The sequence below is a fragment of the Telluria sp. ZT3P26 genome (genome assembly GCF_059686035.1).
This window is the reverse complement of record NZ_JCASII010000001.1, coordinates 122,207-139,063: the sequence shown is the minus strand read 5'-3', so window position 1 is coordinate 139,063 and position 16,857 is coordinate 122,207. Positions and strand designations below refer to the sequence as shown.

The 16,857-nt window shown below is 63.5% G+C and carries 12 protein-coding genes; 9 read left to right on the top strand and 3 right to left on the bottom strand.

What is annotated here, in order from left to right; genetic code table 11:
- Positions 1 to 219: 219 nt before the first annotated feature.
- A complete protein-coding gene (gene recX / locus AC56LN_RS00650; RefSeq protein WP_499569422.1) occupies positions 220 to 684 on the bottom strand; it encodes a recombination regulator RecX in 465 nt (154 codons plus the stop codon).
- A gap of 74 nt (positions 685 to 758) precedes the next feature.
- Positions 759 to 1,832, bottom strand: coding sequence for a recombinase RecA (recA, locus tag AC56LN_RS00645; protein WP_183556129.1), 1,074 nt, complete (start codon positions 1,830 to 1,832; stop codon positions 759 to 761).
- A gap of 301 nt (positions 1,833 to 2,133) precedes the next feature.
- Here recA and AC56LN_RS00640 point away from each other — a divergent pair, with 301 nt between their 5' ends.
- The 5 genes from AC56LN_RS00640 to AC56LN_RS00620 all read left to right on the top strand — a co-directional run bounded on the left by AC56LN_RS00640 (position 2,134) and on the right by AC56LN_RS00620 (position 8,943).
- A complete protein-coding gene (locus tag AC56LN_RS00640) occupies positions 2,134 to 2,874 on the top strand; it encodes a response regulator (protein ID WP_499569420.1) in 741 nt (246 codons plus the stop codon).
- Entirely contained in the window at positions 2,871 to 4,448 is a 1,578-nt protein-coding gene (locus tag AC56LN_RS00635; RefSeq protein WP_499569419.1) for a sensor histidine kinase, read from the top strand. The genes AC56LN_RS00640 and AC56LN_RS00635 overlap by 4 nt, the downstream gene beginning before the upstream one ends.
- Positions 4,438 to 4,752, top strand: a complete 315-nt coding sequence (locus AC56LN_RS00630) for a DUF4212 domain-containing protein (protein WP_499569417.1) — start codon at positions 4,438 to 4,440, stop codon at positions 4,750 to 4,752. The genes AC56LN_RS00635 and AC56LN_RS00630 overlap by 11 nt, the downstream gene beginning before the upstream one ends.
- Positions 4,749 to 6,815, top strand: coding sequence for a sodium:solute symporter family protein (locus AC56LN_RS00625; RefSeq protein ID WP_499569415.1), 2,067 nt, complete (start codon positions 4,749 to 4,751; stop codon positions 6,813 to 6,815). Before AC56LN_RS00630 ends, AC56LN_RS00625 begins: the two co-directional genes overlap by 4 nt.
- 109 nt (positions 6,816 to 6,924) lie before the next feature.
- Positions 6,925 to 8,943, top strand: coding sequence for an alpha/beta hydrolase family protein (locus tag AC56LN_RS00620; protein WP_499569413.1), 2,019 nt, complete (start codon positions 6,925 to 6,927; stop codon positions 8,941 to 8,943).
- Between the two features lie 15 nt (positions 8,944 to 8,958).
- Here the strand turns inward: AC56LN_RS00620 and tssK are convergent, their stop codons facing one another.
- On the bottom strand, positions 8,959 to 10,290 hold the full coding sequence (gene tssK / locus AC56LN_RS00615) for a type VI secretion system baseplate subunit TssK (protein ID WP_499569411.1): 1,332 nt from the start codon (positions 10,288 to 10,290) through the stop codon (positions 8,959 to 8,961).
- 196 nt (positions 10,291 to 10,486) lie between these two features.
- Between tssK and tssE the strand changes: the two genes are divergently transcribed.
- The 4 genes from tssE to AC56LN_RS00595 all read left to right on the top strand — a co-directional run bounded on the left by tssE (position 10,487) and on the right by AC56LN_RS00595 (position 16,821).
- Complete coding sequence (gene tssE, locus AC56LN_RS00610) at positions 10,487 to 10,969, top strand: type VI secretion system baseplate subunit TssE (protein ID WP_499569410.1); 483 nt, start codon at positions 10,487 to 10,489, stop codon at positions 10,967 to 10,969.
- 20 nt (positions 10,970 to 10,989) lie between these two features.
- Complete coding sequence (tssF, locus tag AC56LN_RS00605; protein WP_499569408.1) at positions 10,990 to 12,831, top strand: type VI secretion system baseplate subunit TssF; 1,842 nt, start codon at positions 10,990 to 10,992, stop codon at positions 12,829 to 12,831.
- Positions 12,831 to 13,901 carry a type VI secretion system baseplate subunit TssG gene (gene tssG, locus AC56LN_RS00600; protein ID WP_499569406.1) on the top strand — a complete coding sequence of 357 codons (1,071 nt, stop codon included), beginning with the start codon at positions 12,831 to 12,833 and terminating at the stop codon, positions 13,899 to 13,901. The genes tssF and tssG overlap by 1 nt, the downstream gene beginning before the upstream one ends.
- Positions 13,902 to 14,013: 112 nt before the next feature.
- Positions 14,014 to 16,821 (top strand): type VI secretion system Vgr family protein, encoded by a 2,808-nt coding sequence (locus tag AC56LN_RS00595; protein ID WP_499569404.1) that lies wholly within the window; start codon positions 14,014 to 14,016, stop codon positions 16,819 to 16,821.
- Positions 16,822 to 16,857: the final 36 nt, after the last annotated feature.

Sequence of the window (16,857 nt, the reverse complement as noted above, 5' to 3'; positions counted from 1 at the left end):
CGCTGCCATTCATGAAGTGAATGAGAGATATTGGTTTTCGTTGTCGACGATCGCTGACGTGAAAAGGCGCCAGCGTGCAGCGCCATCGCCCGTTGAGGAATATGCCTTGGCATATCGGGGATGACGCTCCACGCTGGCGCCTGGGGCAGCATGAGGTTGTGACTCGCTGCGATGGCGACCGCGCTGATCATTGGGGAGACCGATCAGTCGGGAAACTGATCAGTCGGGAAACTCGTCGTCATCCGGCGCGCCCTGCATCGCTGCACGTGCGGCGCGCTGCGAAAAGCCGCGCTGCAGCAGGAACCGCATCTGCTTGGCGCGCGCTGCGGCATCCTCGGCAACGGTACCAAACTTGCGCTGCCAGACTTCGACCGCACGCGCGGTCTCGCTGTCGGACAGGCCGGCCTTGATATCCACCAGCGCCTCGCCCGTTAATCCATGACTTTTCAATTCGGCCATCACGCGACTGTCGCCATAACGGCTCGCTTTACGGTTGACCAGGGATTCGGCAAAGCGCTCCTGCGACAACCAGTTGTTTTTTTCAAGGAAATCAAGCAGGGCATCGACGTCATCGCCCTCTTCGGCATACTTGGACAGCTTGCGGCGCAATTCGAAGCGGCTGTGCTCGCGCTGCGACAGATAGCGCAGCGCGCGGCCCTTGAGACTGAGTACAGGTGCTTGCATGACGACGTCAGAACATCAGCGTGGCGCCAGGCGCCGGCGGCAAGCTGCTGCCACCGCGCCCCGCGCCAGGCTGATTATTCACCAACCGCCTGCAGCTTCGGCTTGTCGTCGCCACCGATCGTTGGTGGCAGCTCGCGCACACCCAAGGCGGTACGGACCTTGTTTTCGATCTCGCGCGCCAGGGCTGGACGGTCACGCAGGAACTGACGCGCGTTGTCTTTACCCTGACCGATACGCTCGCCGTTATAGCTGTACCACGAGCCCGACTTCTCGACGATTTTGTTATCTGCGCCGAGATCCAGAATTTCGCCTTCACGGGACGTGCCTTCGCCATAAAGAATGTCGAAGTGCGCTTCTTTGAATGGCGGGGCGATCTTGTTCTTGACGACCTTGACCTTGGTTTCGTTACCGATCACTTCGTCACCCGACTTGATCGAGCCGGTACGACGGATGTCCAGGCGCACCGACGCGTAGAACTTCAGCGCGTTACCACCGGTGGTGGTCTCAGGGCTGCCGAACATGACGCCGATCTTCATGCGGATCTGGTTGATGAAGATGACCAGCGTGTTGGTGCGGTTGATCGAGCCGGTCAGCTTGCGCAGCGCTTGCGACATCAGGCGCGCCTGCAGGCCAGGCAGCGAGTCACCCATGTCGCCTTCGATTTCGGCGCGTGGCGTCAGGGCCGCGACCGAGTCGATGACGACCAGGTCGACACTTCCCGAGCGCACCAGCGCGTCGGTGATTTCAAGCGCCTGCTCGCCGGTATCCGGCTGCGAGATCAGCAGTTCGCTCAGGTTGATGCCCAACTTTTGCGCATAGGTGACGTCGAGTGCGTGCTCGGCGTCGATGAACGCGCAGGTGCCACCCAGTTTTTGCATCTGGGCGATGGTTTGCAGCGTCAGGGTGGTTTTACCCGACGATTCAGGACCGTAGATCTCGACGATACGGCCGCGCGGCAGGCCACCGACGCCCAGCGCGATGTCCAGGCCCAGCGAGCCGGTGGAAACCGTTTGCACTTCTTCGACCGGCGTGTTCGCATCCATGCGCATCACCGAGCCCTTGCCGAACTGCTTTTCAATCTGCGCCAGGGCGGCAGCCAGCGCCTTGCCCTTATCAGCGGCGTTCAATGCGGTTTTTTTGTCGTCCATGGTGTACTTTCTGTCGTGGAGTAGGCAAGGTGTGGGCGGTCACGCGCACTTCAAGAGCCAGTACTGTATAAAAATCCAGTGGTTTTTGCAAGCGAAAAGACGTGGTTATTTTACCAACAATCGCTCGGGACTCGCATTGTGACGGTAAATCCAACACAATAGGAGCCGACCGTCATCCCCGCGCAGGCGGGAATCCAGGTCTTGCGCAAGCAGCTTGCGTGGACCGCAACCACAATGCCAGAAACTTGGGTTCCCGCCTCCGCGGGAACGACGTGCTTATAATCAAAGACCGAGGTGTCCCATGCGAATTCTGCTCGCCGAAGATGATAGCGTACTTGCCGACGGCCTGACGCGCTCCCTGCGCCAATCCGGCTATGCCATCGATTGCGTCAAGAACGGCCAGGATGCCGATACCGCCCTGTCCACGCAGGAGTTCGATCTGCTCATTCTCGACCTGGGTCTGCCGAAGATGTCCGGGCTGGAAGTGCTGCGCCGCCTGCGCGCCCGCGCGTCGCTGCTGCCGGTCTTGATCCTCACGGCGGCCGACTCGGTCGAGCAGCGCGTCGAGGGCCTTGACCTCGGCGCCGACGACTACATGGCCAAGCCGTTCGCGCTGGTCGAACTCGAAGCGCGCGTGCGCGCACTGACCCGGCGCGGCGCCGGCGGCGGCGCGGCCGTCGTGCGCCATGGCCCGCTGGTGTATGACCAGGTCGGCCGCAGCGCCTACATCAACGACCAGATGCTCGACCTGTCGGCGCGCGAACTGGGCCTGCTCGAAGTGCTGCTTGCGCGCACCGGGCGCCTCGTTTCCAAGGAACAGCTGGTCGACCACCTGTGCGAATGGGGCGAAGAAGTCTCCAACAACGCGATCGAGGTCTACGTGCACCGCCTGCGCAAGAAAATCGAGGTCGGCGGCGTGCGCATCGCCACCGTGCGCGGTCTGGGCTATTGCCTCGAGAAATTCTCCGAGGCCAGCGCCGCCGCTGCGGCCGCGGCCGCAGCAAACGATGCCCGCATTGCCAACACCGCCGCCGACAAGTGAACGCAGGCTTCACGCCAGAACACGGGCCCGCGCAGCCGCCGTCGCAGCCGGGCCCACACGCTCCTGCGTCGTTCGAGCCGCTCTACGTTCCGCCCAATCCCGAACCCGACGAAAACATCCGTCACTCGCTGTTCGGCGAAATCCTCGACTGGATGCTCGCGCCGCTGCTGCTGCTGTGGCCAATGAGCATCGCGATCACCTATCTGGTCGCGAAATCGATCGCCAACCAGCCGTTCGACGACGCGCTCGAAGACCGGGTCACGGTGCTGGGCCAGCAGATCCGCACCGTGGGCGGCAAGACAGTCGGCCAGCTGCGCACGGCCGGGCGCGACATCCTGCGCGCCGACGACGTCGACAGCGTGTATTACCTGCTGGCCGGTCCGGATGGCGAGCACCTGGACGGTGACCGCGACCTGCCGCGCCCGCGCGCCAACCGCGCCGGCGAGCCGGCCCGCAGCGGCACGGTCGAATTTCGCAACGACACCATCCACGGCACGCCGATCCGCGTGGCCTATGCGTATGTGAATCTCGATCCGCTGCACGAGCGCACAGCCTCGCCCAGGCCGCCGCTGGCGCTGGTGCAGGTGGCCGAAACGCTCGACAAGCGCGCCCACCTGGCCAATGAAATCATCAAGGGCGTGATCCTGCCCCAGTTCATCATCCTGCCGGTGATCCTGGCGCTGGTCTGGTTCGCGCTCTCGCGCGGCCTGAGTCCGCTGGCCGAGCTGCAACAGCGCATCCGTGCGCGGCCGCAGGACGATCTGTCGCCGATTGATCCACGCCAGGTGCCGGAAGAAATCTCTCCGCTGGTCGGCTCGTTCAACGACATGCTCGAGCGCCTGGGCAAGACGGTGGAGATGCAGAAACGCTTCATTGCCGACGCCGCGCACCAGATGAAAACACCGCTGGCCGGCATGCGCATGCAGTCCGAACTGGCGCTGCGCGAAGTCGACCCGGCCGAGATCCACCGCTCGCTCGAGCAGCTGGCCAAGAGCTCCGAATCGGCCACGCGCCTGATCAACCAGTTGCTGGCCCTGGCGCGCGCCGAAAACCAGCCACAAGCCGGCCTGGCGTTCGACGAGATCGATCTGGCTGCGGTGGCGCGCGAGACCGTGCAGGACTGGGTGCAGGCGTCGTTCGCCCACCAGATCGACCTGGGATTCGAGCCGCCCGCCAATGACGACGAGCGGGTGATGATCGCCGGCCAGCCCCTGATGCTGCGCGAGATGCTGTCGAACCTGATCGACAATGCGCTGCGTTATACGCCCGCTGGCGGCAGCGTGACGGTGCGCGTGCGCAGCAGCGGCGAGCACGCGCTGCTCGAAGTCGAAGACACCGGCCCCGGCATCGCGCCGACCGAACGCCTGCACGTGTTCGAGCGCTTCTACCGCATCCTGGGCAGCAATACCCAGGGCAGCGGCCTGGGGCTGGCGATCGTGCGCGAGATCGCGCAGCAGCACGGCGCTGACATCGACATCTTCAACAATCCGCGCAGCGTGTCGCCGCGCTTTCCGGGCAGCCTGTTCCGCCTGACCTTCCCTCCGCCTGTGGGCCAACCCGACCATGCCGACTGATCCGATTCCTGAACCCAGCCTCGAAAACGTTGCGCGCGCGCGCCTCGAACACGCCCGCGCCGTCCACTGGGACCGCACGCGCCGCATGTCGCTGTCGCTGCTGTGCGTCTGGCTGGTCACGGGCTTCGGTACCGTGTTCTTCGCGCGCGAGCTGGCGCGCTTCGAGGTGTTCGGCTGGCCGCTGTCGTTCTACATGGCCGCGCAGGGCGCCGCGCTCGTGTCGCTGACGATCATCGCCGTCTACGCCTGGCGCATGCGCCGGCTCGATCGCGACTACCACGCCGCGCTGGCGCCGCGCGCATGAGCACGAACCCCGCGCCTGTTGTGAAGCACGGCTATTTCAAAAAGCTCTCGCGCTACTACCTGTGGTACACCGGCGCCTTCGGGTTGTTCCTGGCCGCCCTCGCCCTGCTCGAGCAGGAAGGCATGCCGCGCCTGTGGATCGGCTACCTGTTCATGGTCGCCACGATCGCGCTGTACGCGGTCATCGGCGTGATCTGCCGCACCTCGAACGTTACCGAATACTACGTCGCCGGGCGGCGCGTGCCGGCCATGTTCAACGGCATGGCGACAGCGGCCGACTGGATCTCGGCCGCCAGCTTCATCAGCCTGGCCGGCGGCCTGTATCTGCAGGGCTTCGATGGCCTGGCCTTCATCATGGGCTGGACCGGCGGCTTCGTGCTGGTGGCGCTGCTGATCGCGCCCTACCTGCGCAAGTTCGCGCAATACACGGTGCCGGATTTTCTGGCGGCGCGCTATGGTGGCGGCGCCGGCGGACGCGGCGGCCCGGTACGCGCACTGGCCGTCAGCGCCACCATCCTCGTCTCGTTCACGTACGTCGTGGCGCAGATCTACGCCGTCGGCCTGATCGCCTCGCGCTTTACCGGCGTCGATTTTTCGGTCGGGATTTTCCTGGGCCTGGCCAGCATCCTGGTCTGCTCGTTCCTGGGCGGGATGCGCGCGATCACCTGGACCCAGGTGGCGCAGTACATCATCCTGCTGGTCGCGTTTCTCATTCCCACCATGTGGCTGTCGGTAAAACACGCCGACAATCCGATCCCGCAAGTGGCGTACGGGTCGCTGCTGCCCAAGCTTACTGCGCGCGAAGCCGAACTGGCGAATGACCCGCGCGAAGCGCAGGTGCGCGCCGAGTTCCTGCGCCGCGCCGACGGCTACGCGGCGCGCGTGGCGGCCCTGCCTGAATCATGGGAAGCGGGCAAGCTGGATGCCCAGCGCCAGCTGGCCGCAGCGCGGGCGCGCAACGCTTCGCTGACCGAGGTACGCCAGGCCGAGCGCGCGCTGACCACGTATCCCAACTCGGTCGACGACGCCCGCACGCTGTGGCTCGAACGGCGCGACGCCAACCTGGCACGGGCGCGCCCGCCCGAGCCGCATGCGCAGCCCTTCCCCGGCGCGACGCAGGAAGCCTCGGACGCGCGCCGCAACAATTTTCTGGCCGTGGTGTTCTGCCTGATGTTCGGCACCGCCGCCCTGCCCCATATCCTGATGCGTGCCTACACGACGCCATCGGTGCACGAGACGCGGGTGTCGGTGTTCTGGACGCTGTTCTTCATCCTGCTGATCTACCTGACGATTCCGGCGCTGGCCGTGCTGGCCAAGTACGACATCTACACATCGCTCGTGGGCAGCGATTTCTCGTCGCTGCCGACCTGGATTTCGTACTGGGCCAATGTCGACAAGGCCAATCCCCTGATCAGCGTGGCCGACATCAACGGCGACGGCATCGTGCAACTGGCCGAATTCGCGATCGATGCCGACGTGCTGGTGCTGGCCACGCCCGAAATCGGCGGCCTGCCCTACGTGATCTCGGGCCTGGTCGCGGCCGGCGGCCTGGCGGCGGCGCTGTCCACGGCCGACGGCCTGCTGCTGGCCATTTCCAACGCGCTGTCGCACGACGTGTACTACAAGATGGTGGAACCGGGTGCATCGACCCAGAAGCGGGTGACCATCTCGAAGCTGCTGCTGCTGGCGGTTGCCTTCATCGCAGCGTATGTGGCGTCGCAAAAGCCGGCCGACATCCTGTCGCTGGTGGCGGCGGCGTTCTCGCTGGCCGGCTCCACGCTGTTCCCGGTGCTGGTGCTGGGCGTGTTCTGGAAGCGTGCGAACCACATCGGCGCGCTCACCGGTATGGTGACGGGATTTGCCGTGTGCCTGTATTACATGCTGCGCGCCAGCCCGGCCCTGGGCGGCAATGCGCTGGAAACCTGGTTCGGCATCCTGCCAATGGCGGCGGGCGTGTTCGGGGTGCCGGCAGGCCTGTTCACGGTGGTGGTGGTGAGCCTGCTGACGCCTCGCCCAAGCCGTGCCAGCGCGGGCATGGTCGACTATATCCGGGCGCCCGAATGACACAGACAGGTGGGAATTGAAGAGATTTTCCCGGTGAAGCAGATGCTATTCTGGGCCGCGCCAACACAGGCCGAACCATACCAACACCAAGCATTTCACGGAAAACTTCATGTCTGCATTTACCCGCGTGCTGGGGAGGGCAACCTTCGCTGCACTCGTCCTCGTCGCTTCGCCACTGACCATCGCACAAACCACGCCAGCGCCGCCGCCGGTATCGGCCTTCTTCGGCAACGCCCCGTTCGGCGACGCCAGGCTGTCCCCGAGCGGACGCCATCTCGCCGTGCGCGCCAGTGCGCCGGGCAAGCGCGACTTCCTGACGGTCATCGACCTGGAGACCAACAGCGCCAAAATCGTCGCCCATTACAACGACGCCGATGTCCGCAATTTCTACTGGATCAACGACCGGCGCCTGGTGTTCGACACCCATGAAAAAGGCGTCGGCCCGGGCGACCAGCGTCTCATGCCCGGCATGTACGCGGTCGACTTCGACGGCGGCCGTTTCGTCGAACTGGCCAGCCGCAACCGCGTCAACAAGAGCACCGGCACCCGCATCGTGCGCCGGCTGCTGCCACCATCGAGCGAGATGGCGGGTAACACCCCGTGGGCCGATTCGGATGACACCTACGCGCTGGCGGCGGTTGGCGACACCCGCAATGAACTGAGCCATATCGACCTGCTCCAGGTGAACACCGTGTCGGGCCAGTACAAGACAGTGCCGCGCCCCGGCGCCACGCGCGGCTGGCTGCTCGATCACAAGGGCGAGCCGCGCCTGGCGATCACCTACAAGGACCTGACCACGACGCTGCAATATCTCGACCCGGCCACCAACAAATGGCGCGAACTGACCAGTTTCCCGACCTTCAAGGAAACCGCCGCGACCATCGAACCGGTGGCGTTCGGGCCGACCGGCACGCTGTTCGTGAAGGCACGCGGCAAGGCTGGAACGACTGCGGTGCACACGTTCGATGTGAACACCGGCAAGCTCGATCCGCAACCGCTGCTGTCGGCGCCCGGCTACGATATCGACGGTGAGCTGGTCATCAACCGCGACAAGGTGCTGGGCATGCAGTTTCGCACTGACGCGGTATCGAATGAATGGTTCGATGCCGGCATGAAGGCGATCCAGCAGGACGTCGACAAGCTGCTGCCGACGACGGTCAACCTGATGTCGGGGCCGGCCCGTGGTGACTCGCCCCTGCTCGTGGTCACCGCCTATTCGGACGTGGTCGCACCGGTCTTCTTCCTGTACAACAGCAAAACCAAATCGCTGAACAAGGTAGGCGAAGCGCGGCCCGGCATCGATCCGACGCAGATGGGGCGCCAGCAGTTCCTGCGCTACAAGGCGCGCGATGGGCTGGACATTCCTGCCCTCCTGACCATGCCACCGGGCGCCAGGCGCACCGGCCTGCCGCTGGTCGTGATGGTCCATGGCGGTCCCTGGGCGCGCGGCAAATCCTGGGGCTGGTCCGCCGACTCGCAATTTCTGGCCACGCGCGGCTACGCCGTGCTGGAACCCGAATTCCGCGGCAGCCTGGGATTCGGGTCCAACCATGAACGTGCCGGCTACAAGCAATGGGGCCTGGCCATGCAGAACGACATCGCCGACGGTGTACGCTGGGCCGTCGACAAGGGCCTGGTCGACCCCAAGCGCGTCTGCATCGCTGGCGCCAGTTACGGCGGCTATTCGACGCTGATGGGACTCGTCAACGATCCGGAGATGTTCCGCTGCGGGATCAGCTTTGTCGGCGTGACCGACATCGGCCTGCTGTTTGACAATGGCGCGCATTTCAGCAGCGACACGTCACGCGACGTGAAGAAGCACAGCCTGCCGGAAAGGGTCGGCGACCCGGTCACGGATGCCGACCAGTTCAGGGCAACGTCACCGCTGCAGCAGGCGGCGCGCATCACCCAGCCACTGCTGCTGGCCTACGGCGGCGTCGACCGGCGCGTGCCGATCAACCACGGCACCGCGCTGCGCGACGCCGTCATGCGCACCAACAAGCAGGTGGAATGGGTGGAGTACCCGGAAGAAGGCCACGGCTGGGCGCTGGAAAAGAACCGCATCGATTTCTGGGGCCGGGTCGAGAAGTTCCTCGACAAGAATATCGGTAGCGGGGCGGTGCGCTGACATCGCGGTGCTTGCCTAGAGCACCACGACCAGGTCGATTTTCAACCCCGGGATCCCGTCCGGCGCATACACCGCCAGCACGCCTGCCTCGAGTGCCTTGTCGTACAAGGGATGTTTAGTGGCCAGCGAAAAATAGTAGGTGTTGGGCCGCACCGGGATCGCCGGGGGCACTTGCGGCATGTGTGCAATCGGAACGCCTGGCAGCGCTGACCCGACAATACTTTCCATATTGTCGGGCGCAGCGACCTTGAGGCGGATCGGCACCGTCGCCACCAGGTCAAGGCCCGCCATATCGGCAGTAATCGCCAGATAGAGCTGGCTTTGTTTCGTGACCTTGGCCGGATCGAGTATCGCCTGCGAGAACGTGCGCCGGCTCTTGTCGGCCACGAAAGGGATGATGACATAGTTGGTGCCGATCGCCGTATCGACCAGATCCCGCAGCAACGCGTCGAGTTCGGCGAATCCCTCGCCCATCGCCTCATGGCGATAGGCCGGCAGGTCGGCTGTTTTGTAGCGATCGGAAAACGTCATCAGTCCACCCGCGGCGGCCAGCATTTGCCGGAACATCACTTCGGGATGAAACCCGGGCGACCTGGCACAGTGCATCAGCAGCGCATTGGCCGTGCTGAGGATGTTGAGCATCCACCACGACGAGATATCGCCCGCGCCGGCTTCATACATGCTGTTGTTCGTCATGCGGTGCGTACGCTGCAGCGATTCGATCTTCGTCGTGACTACACTGATCAAGCCATCGAGCATGCGCACCAGGCCTGGCGCTGCGCCCACCGTGACGCTCGGCGGGATGAACTCCGGCACCAGCTCGAAGCCCCCTTCCGCTACCCGCCGCAGCCGCACCACGGGAATGCTGGCACGCGCCCCATGCGGCTCGGCCTGCAGCAACAGCCGCACCTGTTTTTTAAGGTAAGGCACCTCGATTGCCAGCGCGTCACTGAACAGGTCAGTGGTATCCAGGTCGCAACGCACGTAGCGGCTGTTGTCGTCGGCATTGCCCCCATGCGGCTTGACCAGGGCAAGCGCTGCGTAGAACGTGAATGATTCTTCCTCTGGCGGCAGGCGCGTGAGATCGACCGGCTCGGGCAGCAGGTCGGCTCCGGGCGCTTCGACAATGTCTCCGTCGGGATAGATGAGCGACATCGTGGTCGCGCTCAGGCGGTTGTGTCCCAATCCGTCCACATTCCACGTCACCTTGCACACCCCCCAACAGTACGGATGGAGGGCTGAAGCGATGCGCTGGAGGCGGGTTTCGTGATAGAGATCCTGACGCTGAAAGTGCTGCGGCCCCAGCGTCAAGCCTTCCGACCACAGGACCTTCGATGTTGCGCTCATGGTTCCTCCCGTTGAAGTTTGACTGGACACATTCTCGGAAGGATGACGTTGCGCCTGAAGCGCGATATTGATGTCGCGCAGCCAGGCAGCGTATCGATCAACCGGTGCATTCCCTTGTGACGGCGCAACATTGCTGGGATTCACGACCCGACAATGGCTGCCGTGGGTGTTGTCCCGCTTTGACGAGAGGAGCGCGATGCGCGGCTTTACTTCGGGTCTGTTCGACCGCCTGGACGACACTGGTGAGCCCCCATCGGGTAACCGGCGCGACGCCCGTGTGCGCGCTGTCGAGCATGCGTTGCGCAGCGTCACGCGTGATCTGCAGGCGTTGCTCAATACCCGCTGCGGCGTGCACCAGGCATCGTTCAGCCCGCTCCCGGCGGTATCGGGCTCCATCCTGAACTATGGCCTGATCGACTTCGCCGGCATGTGCATGAACAGCGATACGGACCAGCAGGAAATCTGCAAGGCCGTCCAGCTGGCCATCCAGCGCCATGAACCCCGGCTGCACAAGGTCCTCGTGTCACTCCGGGGCGCCAAGGGCGCCAGCGGCACCATCAACCGTGTGGAATTCGTGATCACTGCGCAGCTGAAACATGCATCGATGTCTGAGGCGATGTCGTTCAACGCGGTATTTCGCCCCTCGCTCCAGCAGTATTCGATCGAAGGTGCCAACTAGAGGGCGCAAGCGCTGATCCCATGGACGAATTGTTGACAAAGTACGAGCGCGAACTCGTCATTCTCAGGTCGCTGTGCAGGGAATATGCCCAGCGCTATCCCAAGGTTGCCGCCAGGCTGCAAATGGGTGGCGATACCTGCGACGATCCGCATGTCGAACGCCTGATCCAGAGCACGGCCCTGCTCAGCGCGCGCGTATCGAAGCGGCTGGACGATTCGTATCCCGAATTCACGGAGGCCCTGCTCAACCTGCTCTATCCCCACTACCTGCGCCCGTTTCCATCGTGCGCAATCGTACGCGTTTCCAGCACACTCGATCGCCCGGATGCGATCCCCACCATGCCGCGCGGGACGTTGCTGGAATCGAAGCCAGTCCACGGCGTGGCATGCCGCTTCAAGACCATCCACGACGTCAAACCGTCGCCTGTCGCACTGCGTACCGCAAGTTTCGAGACCGTCATTCAGGCGCCGGTCGCAATACGCCTGCCGGACGACGTCACATCGTCGCTGACGCTGACATTCGGCGCAGCCGGATGGGGCCCGCTGCCAGCACCGGACACGGCGACCGTGCTGCGCGTGTATGCCGATGGCGATGCCTCGTTCTGCGCCACGCTGCGCGATGCACTCTTCGTGCACACGGCGGCGGCGTACGTGCAGATTGACGATGACGGCCCGTGGGAACGGTTACCTTGCATACCGATAGCACCGGCTGGATTTGCCCCTGACGATGCCCTGATTCCGTTCGACGCCCGCTCGCATGGGGCTTACCGCATTCTTGCCGAATATTTTGCCTTCCCCGAGAAGTTCAATTTTTTCGACATCGATATTCCCTTGCTGCTGGCACGTGTACCTGCCGGCTGCACCAGTGTCACGTTACGCCTGGGCCTTGCCGGCATCCGGCCCGACGCCGACAAGGCGCGCATGCTCGCCGGCCTGTCGACACAGCATCTGGTGCAAGGCTGCACGCCCGTCGTCAATCTGTTCCAGCAGCCTGGCGTGCCCATCACGTACGACCAGCGAGCGGCTGACTACACCCTTCTGGCGCACGCCAATTTTCCGCAGGCGTACGAAGTGTATTCGGTCGATGCGGTACACCTGGTGCGCCAGAACGGCAACGACACGTCGATCACGGCATTCCAGCCGTTCTATGCGCTTCGGCACGGCGCACAATACGCCAGCGAGCAAGGACGCTACTGGTTCCTGCGTCACGACGAGACGCTTGCCTTGTGCAGCCCGGGCCATGAAAAATCGATCACGCTCGTCGGCGCCGATTGCGACCCGTTCGAGATCGAAAGAAATATCCTGTCGGTTGAACTGAGCTGCACCAATCGCGATCTGCCCTGCTCACTCGCCACCGGTGCCCCTGAAGGCGACCTGTTCATCCCCGGCGCAACAGGCAACGCAGCGATCCGCATGGTGCGCAGGCCAACCCGCCCTGCCCGCTTGACGAATGACGCAGGCATGCACTGGCGCCTGATCTCGCACCTGGCACTGAACCATCACTCCCTGATGGACGACGGCGTGCACGGCCTGCGCGAAATGCTGTCACTGTACGACCTGGCCTCGTCGTCCGTGTCGCGGCGGCAGATCCGCGGCATCATCGCGCTCGACCAGCAGGACACCACGGCCTGGATCAGGCACAGGAACGGCACATCGCTGGTGCACGGCCTTGAAGTGCGCGTCGCGCTCGACGAAGAAGCGTATGCCGGCGCCGGCCTGCACCTGTTCGTCCAGGTGTTGCACCAGTTCTTTGCGCTGTACGTTCACCTGAACAGCTTCGTCGAACTCGTCGCCCTCTCGCATCAAAGCGGAAAGGAGTTGATCCGATGCGCCCCACGAAGCGGAAGCATGAGCCTGCTGTAATGGCCCTGCTCCTGGCTGAACCATACCGGTTCAGCTTCACCCAGTTGGTCAGCATCCTGCTACGCGCGCTCCGGCGCCAGGGCATCGGCCGCGAACGCGCGTTGCGCACCGTGCTCTCGTTTCGCAACAGCCTGTCGCTGTCGTTTCCTGCCAGTGAAGTCGAAGCCCTCGACGTCGAGCCGGCAACACACGATCCACTTGGCGCGCTGCGCTCGGGCACCATACGCCGCGTCCGGATCACGCCCGCATTTATCGGCCTGCTCGGCGCCAGTGGCACCCTGCCAGTGCACGATACCGAACGGATCGCAGCGCGCAAATCGCTTGGGGATGATGCCAGCCAGCGCGAACTGCTCGATGTCATGTCGACCCGGTTGGTCGGCCTGTTTTATGAGGCATCGGTCAAGTATCGGGTCGAACACGACCTGGCCATCGGCGACGGGGACCGGTTGCTGCCGATGATGACTGCCTTGGCAGGCATATGCTCGCCACGGGCCGCAGGCGCGGGGCAACCCCTCAGGCACGTCAGACAGGACACTGCAGCCTGCTTCGCCGGGCTGCTGCGCACCCGCCCGGTCGCGGCCGGCACTGTCGAACAGGTGTTGAGCAGCTATTTCGACGTGCCGGTCAGACTCGAACAATTCGTCGGCTGCTGGGATCGGGTTCCCGAAAACCGGCGCAGCACACTGGGCGTCACCAAGCCCGTACTCGGCATCAGTACGGCACTGGGCACGCGCCTGTGGCGGCATGACATCTGCGCGCGACTGCATGTCGGGCCACTGGACGAAGCGCAAGCACGCCGTTTTCTTCCCGGCGGCACGGCGCTGGCGGCACTGCAGGAAATGACAACGATGTTTGCCGTGCCAACCTTGCACTACGAACTACGGTTGCTGCTTGCACCGCCTGTCATCAAGCCGCTTACCTTGAGCACGAGGACGCCGTCGCGTCAGCTTGGGTGGAATACGTTTCTCACCGCGACACCAGGCGTCACGGATCGACCCGACGTCAGGTTGATGCTGGAGACTCCGATGACTCGAAAAAGAGACAGACAGGAACACGGTGACGTGGCTTAAAAAACGGCGTTGATGCCAGTCAATTGAGGCTACGTGACGGCGGGCTAACGTGGTCGCTGACCATGTCGATTATTTCAACTGCGGCCGTGCAGCGGCCATCGGGAGCAACGCAATGGGCGAGAGCCAGACCATCGCAGTCGGCGCCGCACTATCGGCATTTCGCGGTAACTCGCAGCACAACCGGCTGATGCGACTGGACTTTCCTTTCGAGGACGGTCCGCCCGCCATTTTGCTGCCAAATAAACTGGTCGCCCACGAAGAAGTCTCACGCGGATTCCGGTTCGAGGTCGACGTCCTGTCGGACGACCCGCGCATCCCGCTCAAGATGCTGATGGGCCGGCTGGTGACGATTTCCCTAGTGCGCCAGGACGGCTCGCTGCGTTACTTCAACGGGTACATCACGCAGCTGTCCTTCTTGCGTGCCGATGGCGGCTTCGCCTTTTACCGGATGGTGCTCGAGCCCTGGCTTGCCTTCGCACGCCTGCGCAAGGACAACGTGTCGTTCCATGGCAAGAGCGTGCAGCAAATCACCGAAGCAACGCTCAAGCACTACCGCCAGGCCGACTGGCACATGCATGTCTTTGAAGAAGATCCACCACTGACCGTTGCCAATCAATATAACGAGACCGATTACAACCACCTGCACCGCCGTTGGGAAGCGCGGGGCATGCATTACTGGTACGAACACCGCTTCGATGGTCACAAGCTCATGCTCTCCGACAAGAGCTTCCATAACGAGCCGATCGACGCCACCAGCTATGACGACGTGGACGTCATCGCGTTCCACGACAAGAGCGGTTCGCTCGAAGATGACGGCATTCACCTGTGGAGTGCGAGCCGGCGCCTCGGCTCCGGCACGACCACGCTGGCCAGCGCCGACTACAAGAATCCCGGCGCACAGCGCGCCACCGGCTATTCCGCCAACCGGCAAGGTGACATATTCGCCTACGAAGTGTACGAAGACAGCGGCGCTTACGGCTTTCGCATGCGCAGCGATGGTGAACGGCTCGCAACGCAGCGCATGGTGGAGCAGGACAAGGATACGCAGACGTTCGATGCCACCAGCAATGCCCGCAGCGTCCAGCCCGGGCGCACCTTCAAACTCGGCGGGCATTTCAGCGCCGAGCCGCGCTCGCTTGACTATGACCCCGAACCACGCCGCAGCATTGGTGACCGCAGCTACCTGATCCTGTCTGTAGAGCACGAAGCGACCAACAACTATCAGGCCGGCGCGGGCGCCCCGTCGCACTACGAAAACCGGTTCACCTGCATCAACAGGGACATCCGCTGGCGGCCGGGTCGCGACTTCAACAGCGAACCGGGCGCCTACATGGGGCTGCACACGGCGACGGTCGTCGGTCCGGCTGGCGCTGACATCCACACCGATGGTTTCGGCCGGGTCAAGCTGCAATGTCACTGGGACCGGCTGGGCCAGCACGACGAGAACAGCTCGCCGTGGATTCGGGTGCTGAGCCCGGCTGCGGGGAAGGAGTTTGGCCACGTCCGCCTGCCGCGCGTTGGCGAAGAAGTCGCCGTTGTCTATCCGAACGGGAATATCGACCATCCACTGATACTGGGCGCGCTGTACAACAGCACGCACATGCCGCCATGGGCGCTGCCGGCGCAATCGGCCCTGGCAGGCTTACGCAGCCGCGAGCTCGGCGGTGGTGCACGCGGCAATCATCTGGTTCTGGATGACACGAAGGAGATGATTCAGGCGCAGCTGAAGAGCGATCACCAGTGCAGTCAGCTGTCGCTTGGGCATATCACGCGGATCGAGGACAACGCCGGGCGCAAAGATGAACGCGGGGAAGGCTGGGAACTGCGTACGGACGGGCATGGCGTCGCACGGGCAGCCAAAGGGCTGTTGATCACGACCGAGGGGAGGCAGGCGGCGCGTGGGGCGATCAAGGATATGGATGAGACAGCGCGCCGGCTCACGCTCGCTACCGAACAGCATCAACTGCTGGCGGAGATCGCGCAAAAGAACGGTACCCAAGAGCCTGTCGACAATCAGAACGACGTTGCCGCACTCCTGCAAGCGCAAACCGATACGGTGCAGGGGGCCGGATCAAAGGCTGGCAGCTTCCCGGAACTGGGGAAACCGCATCTGGTTCTGGCAAGCCCCGCTGGAATCGCCACGACGACAGCCGGCGACACGCACATCGCCAGTGACCGCCATACCGCCTTCACATCCGGAAAGAGTCTGTCGCTGGCCGCCGGTACGCACTTCTTTGCCAGCATCCGCCAAAGCTTCCGACTGTTTGTCCAGAAGGCCGGCATGAAAATGGTCGCTGCCGCTGGCGACATCGATCTGCAGGCGCTGACAGACAACATCAAGCTTCTGGCAAAACTGGACATCACGCAGACGGCCAACCGGATCACGATCACTGCCAAGGAAGAAGTCGTCATCAACGGCGGCGGCAGCTACGTCAAATTCACTGCTGGCGGCATCGAGCATGGCACCAATGGGACGTTCGTCGCGCACGCTGCGAATCACAGTCTGCTCAGCGCAAAGAACATGGCGATGGCGGTCAATATGCCGCCGGTGGCCGATGTCTTGCGCAATGGGAGCGGCACCCTGAACATCGGTAGCCATGCCGAGACCGCCGGGCGCATCAGTGCCGGGCTGCCCTTCAGGCTGTTCAAGGACGGCGCATTGGTCGAGCAGGGACAGTTCGATGCCAAGGGAAATATCGGGTTCGCACACGAACTCGATGCCATGGCGAACTACAAGGTTGAGCTTCCAACTGGCCCGTCCTTTGACATCGCGCCCGGTGATCACGCCGAGCAGCACGAAATCAATGCGGGCGTGGGATACCACGGCTACGAGAATCCCGGCGGACTTCTGCCCGAAGACGTCGTGTCTTCAGAACAGGATCGCATCGATGCCAGTCCCTTGACAGGAGAGAATTCTTGATGCGGTCTTTCATAGCAGCCCTATCCAAAGAGGATC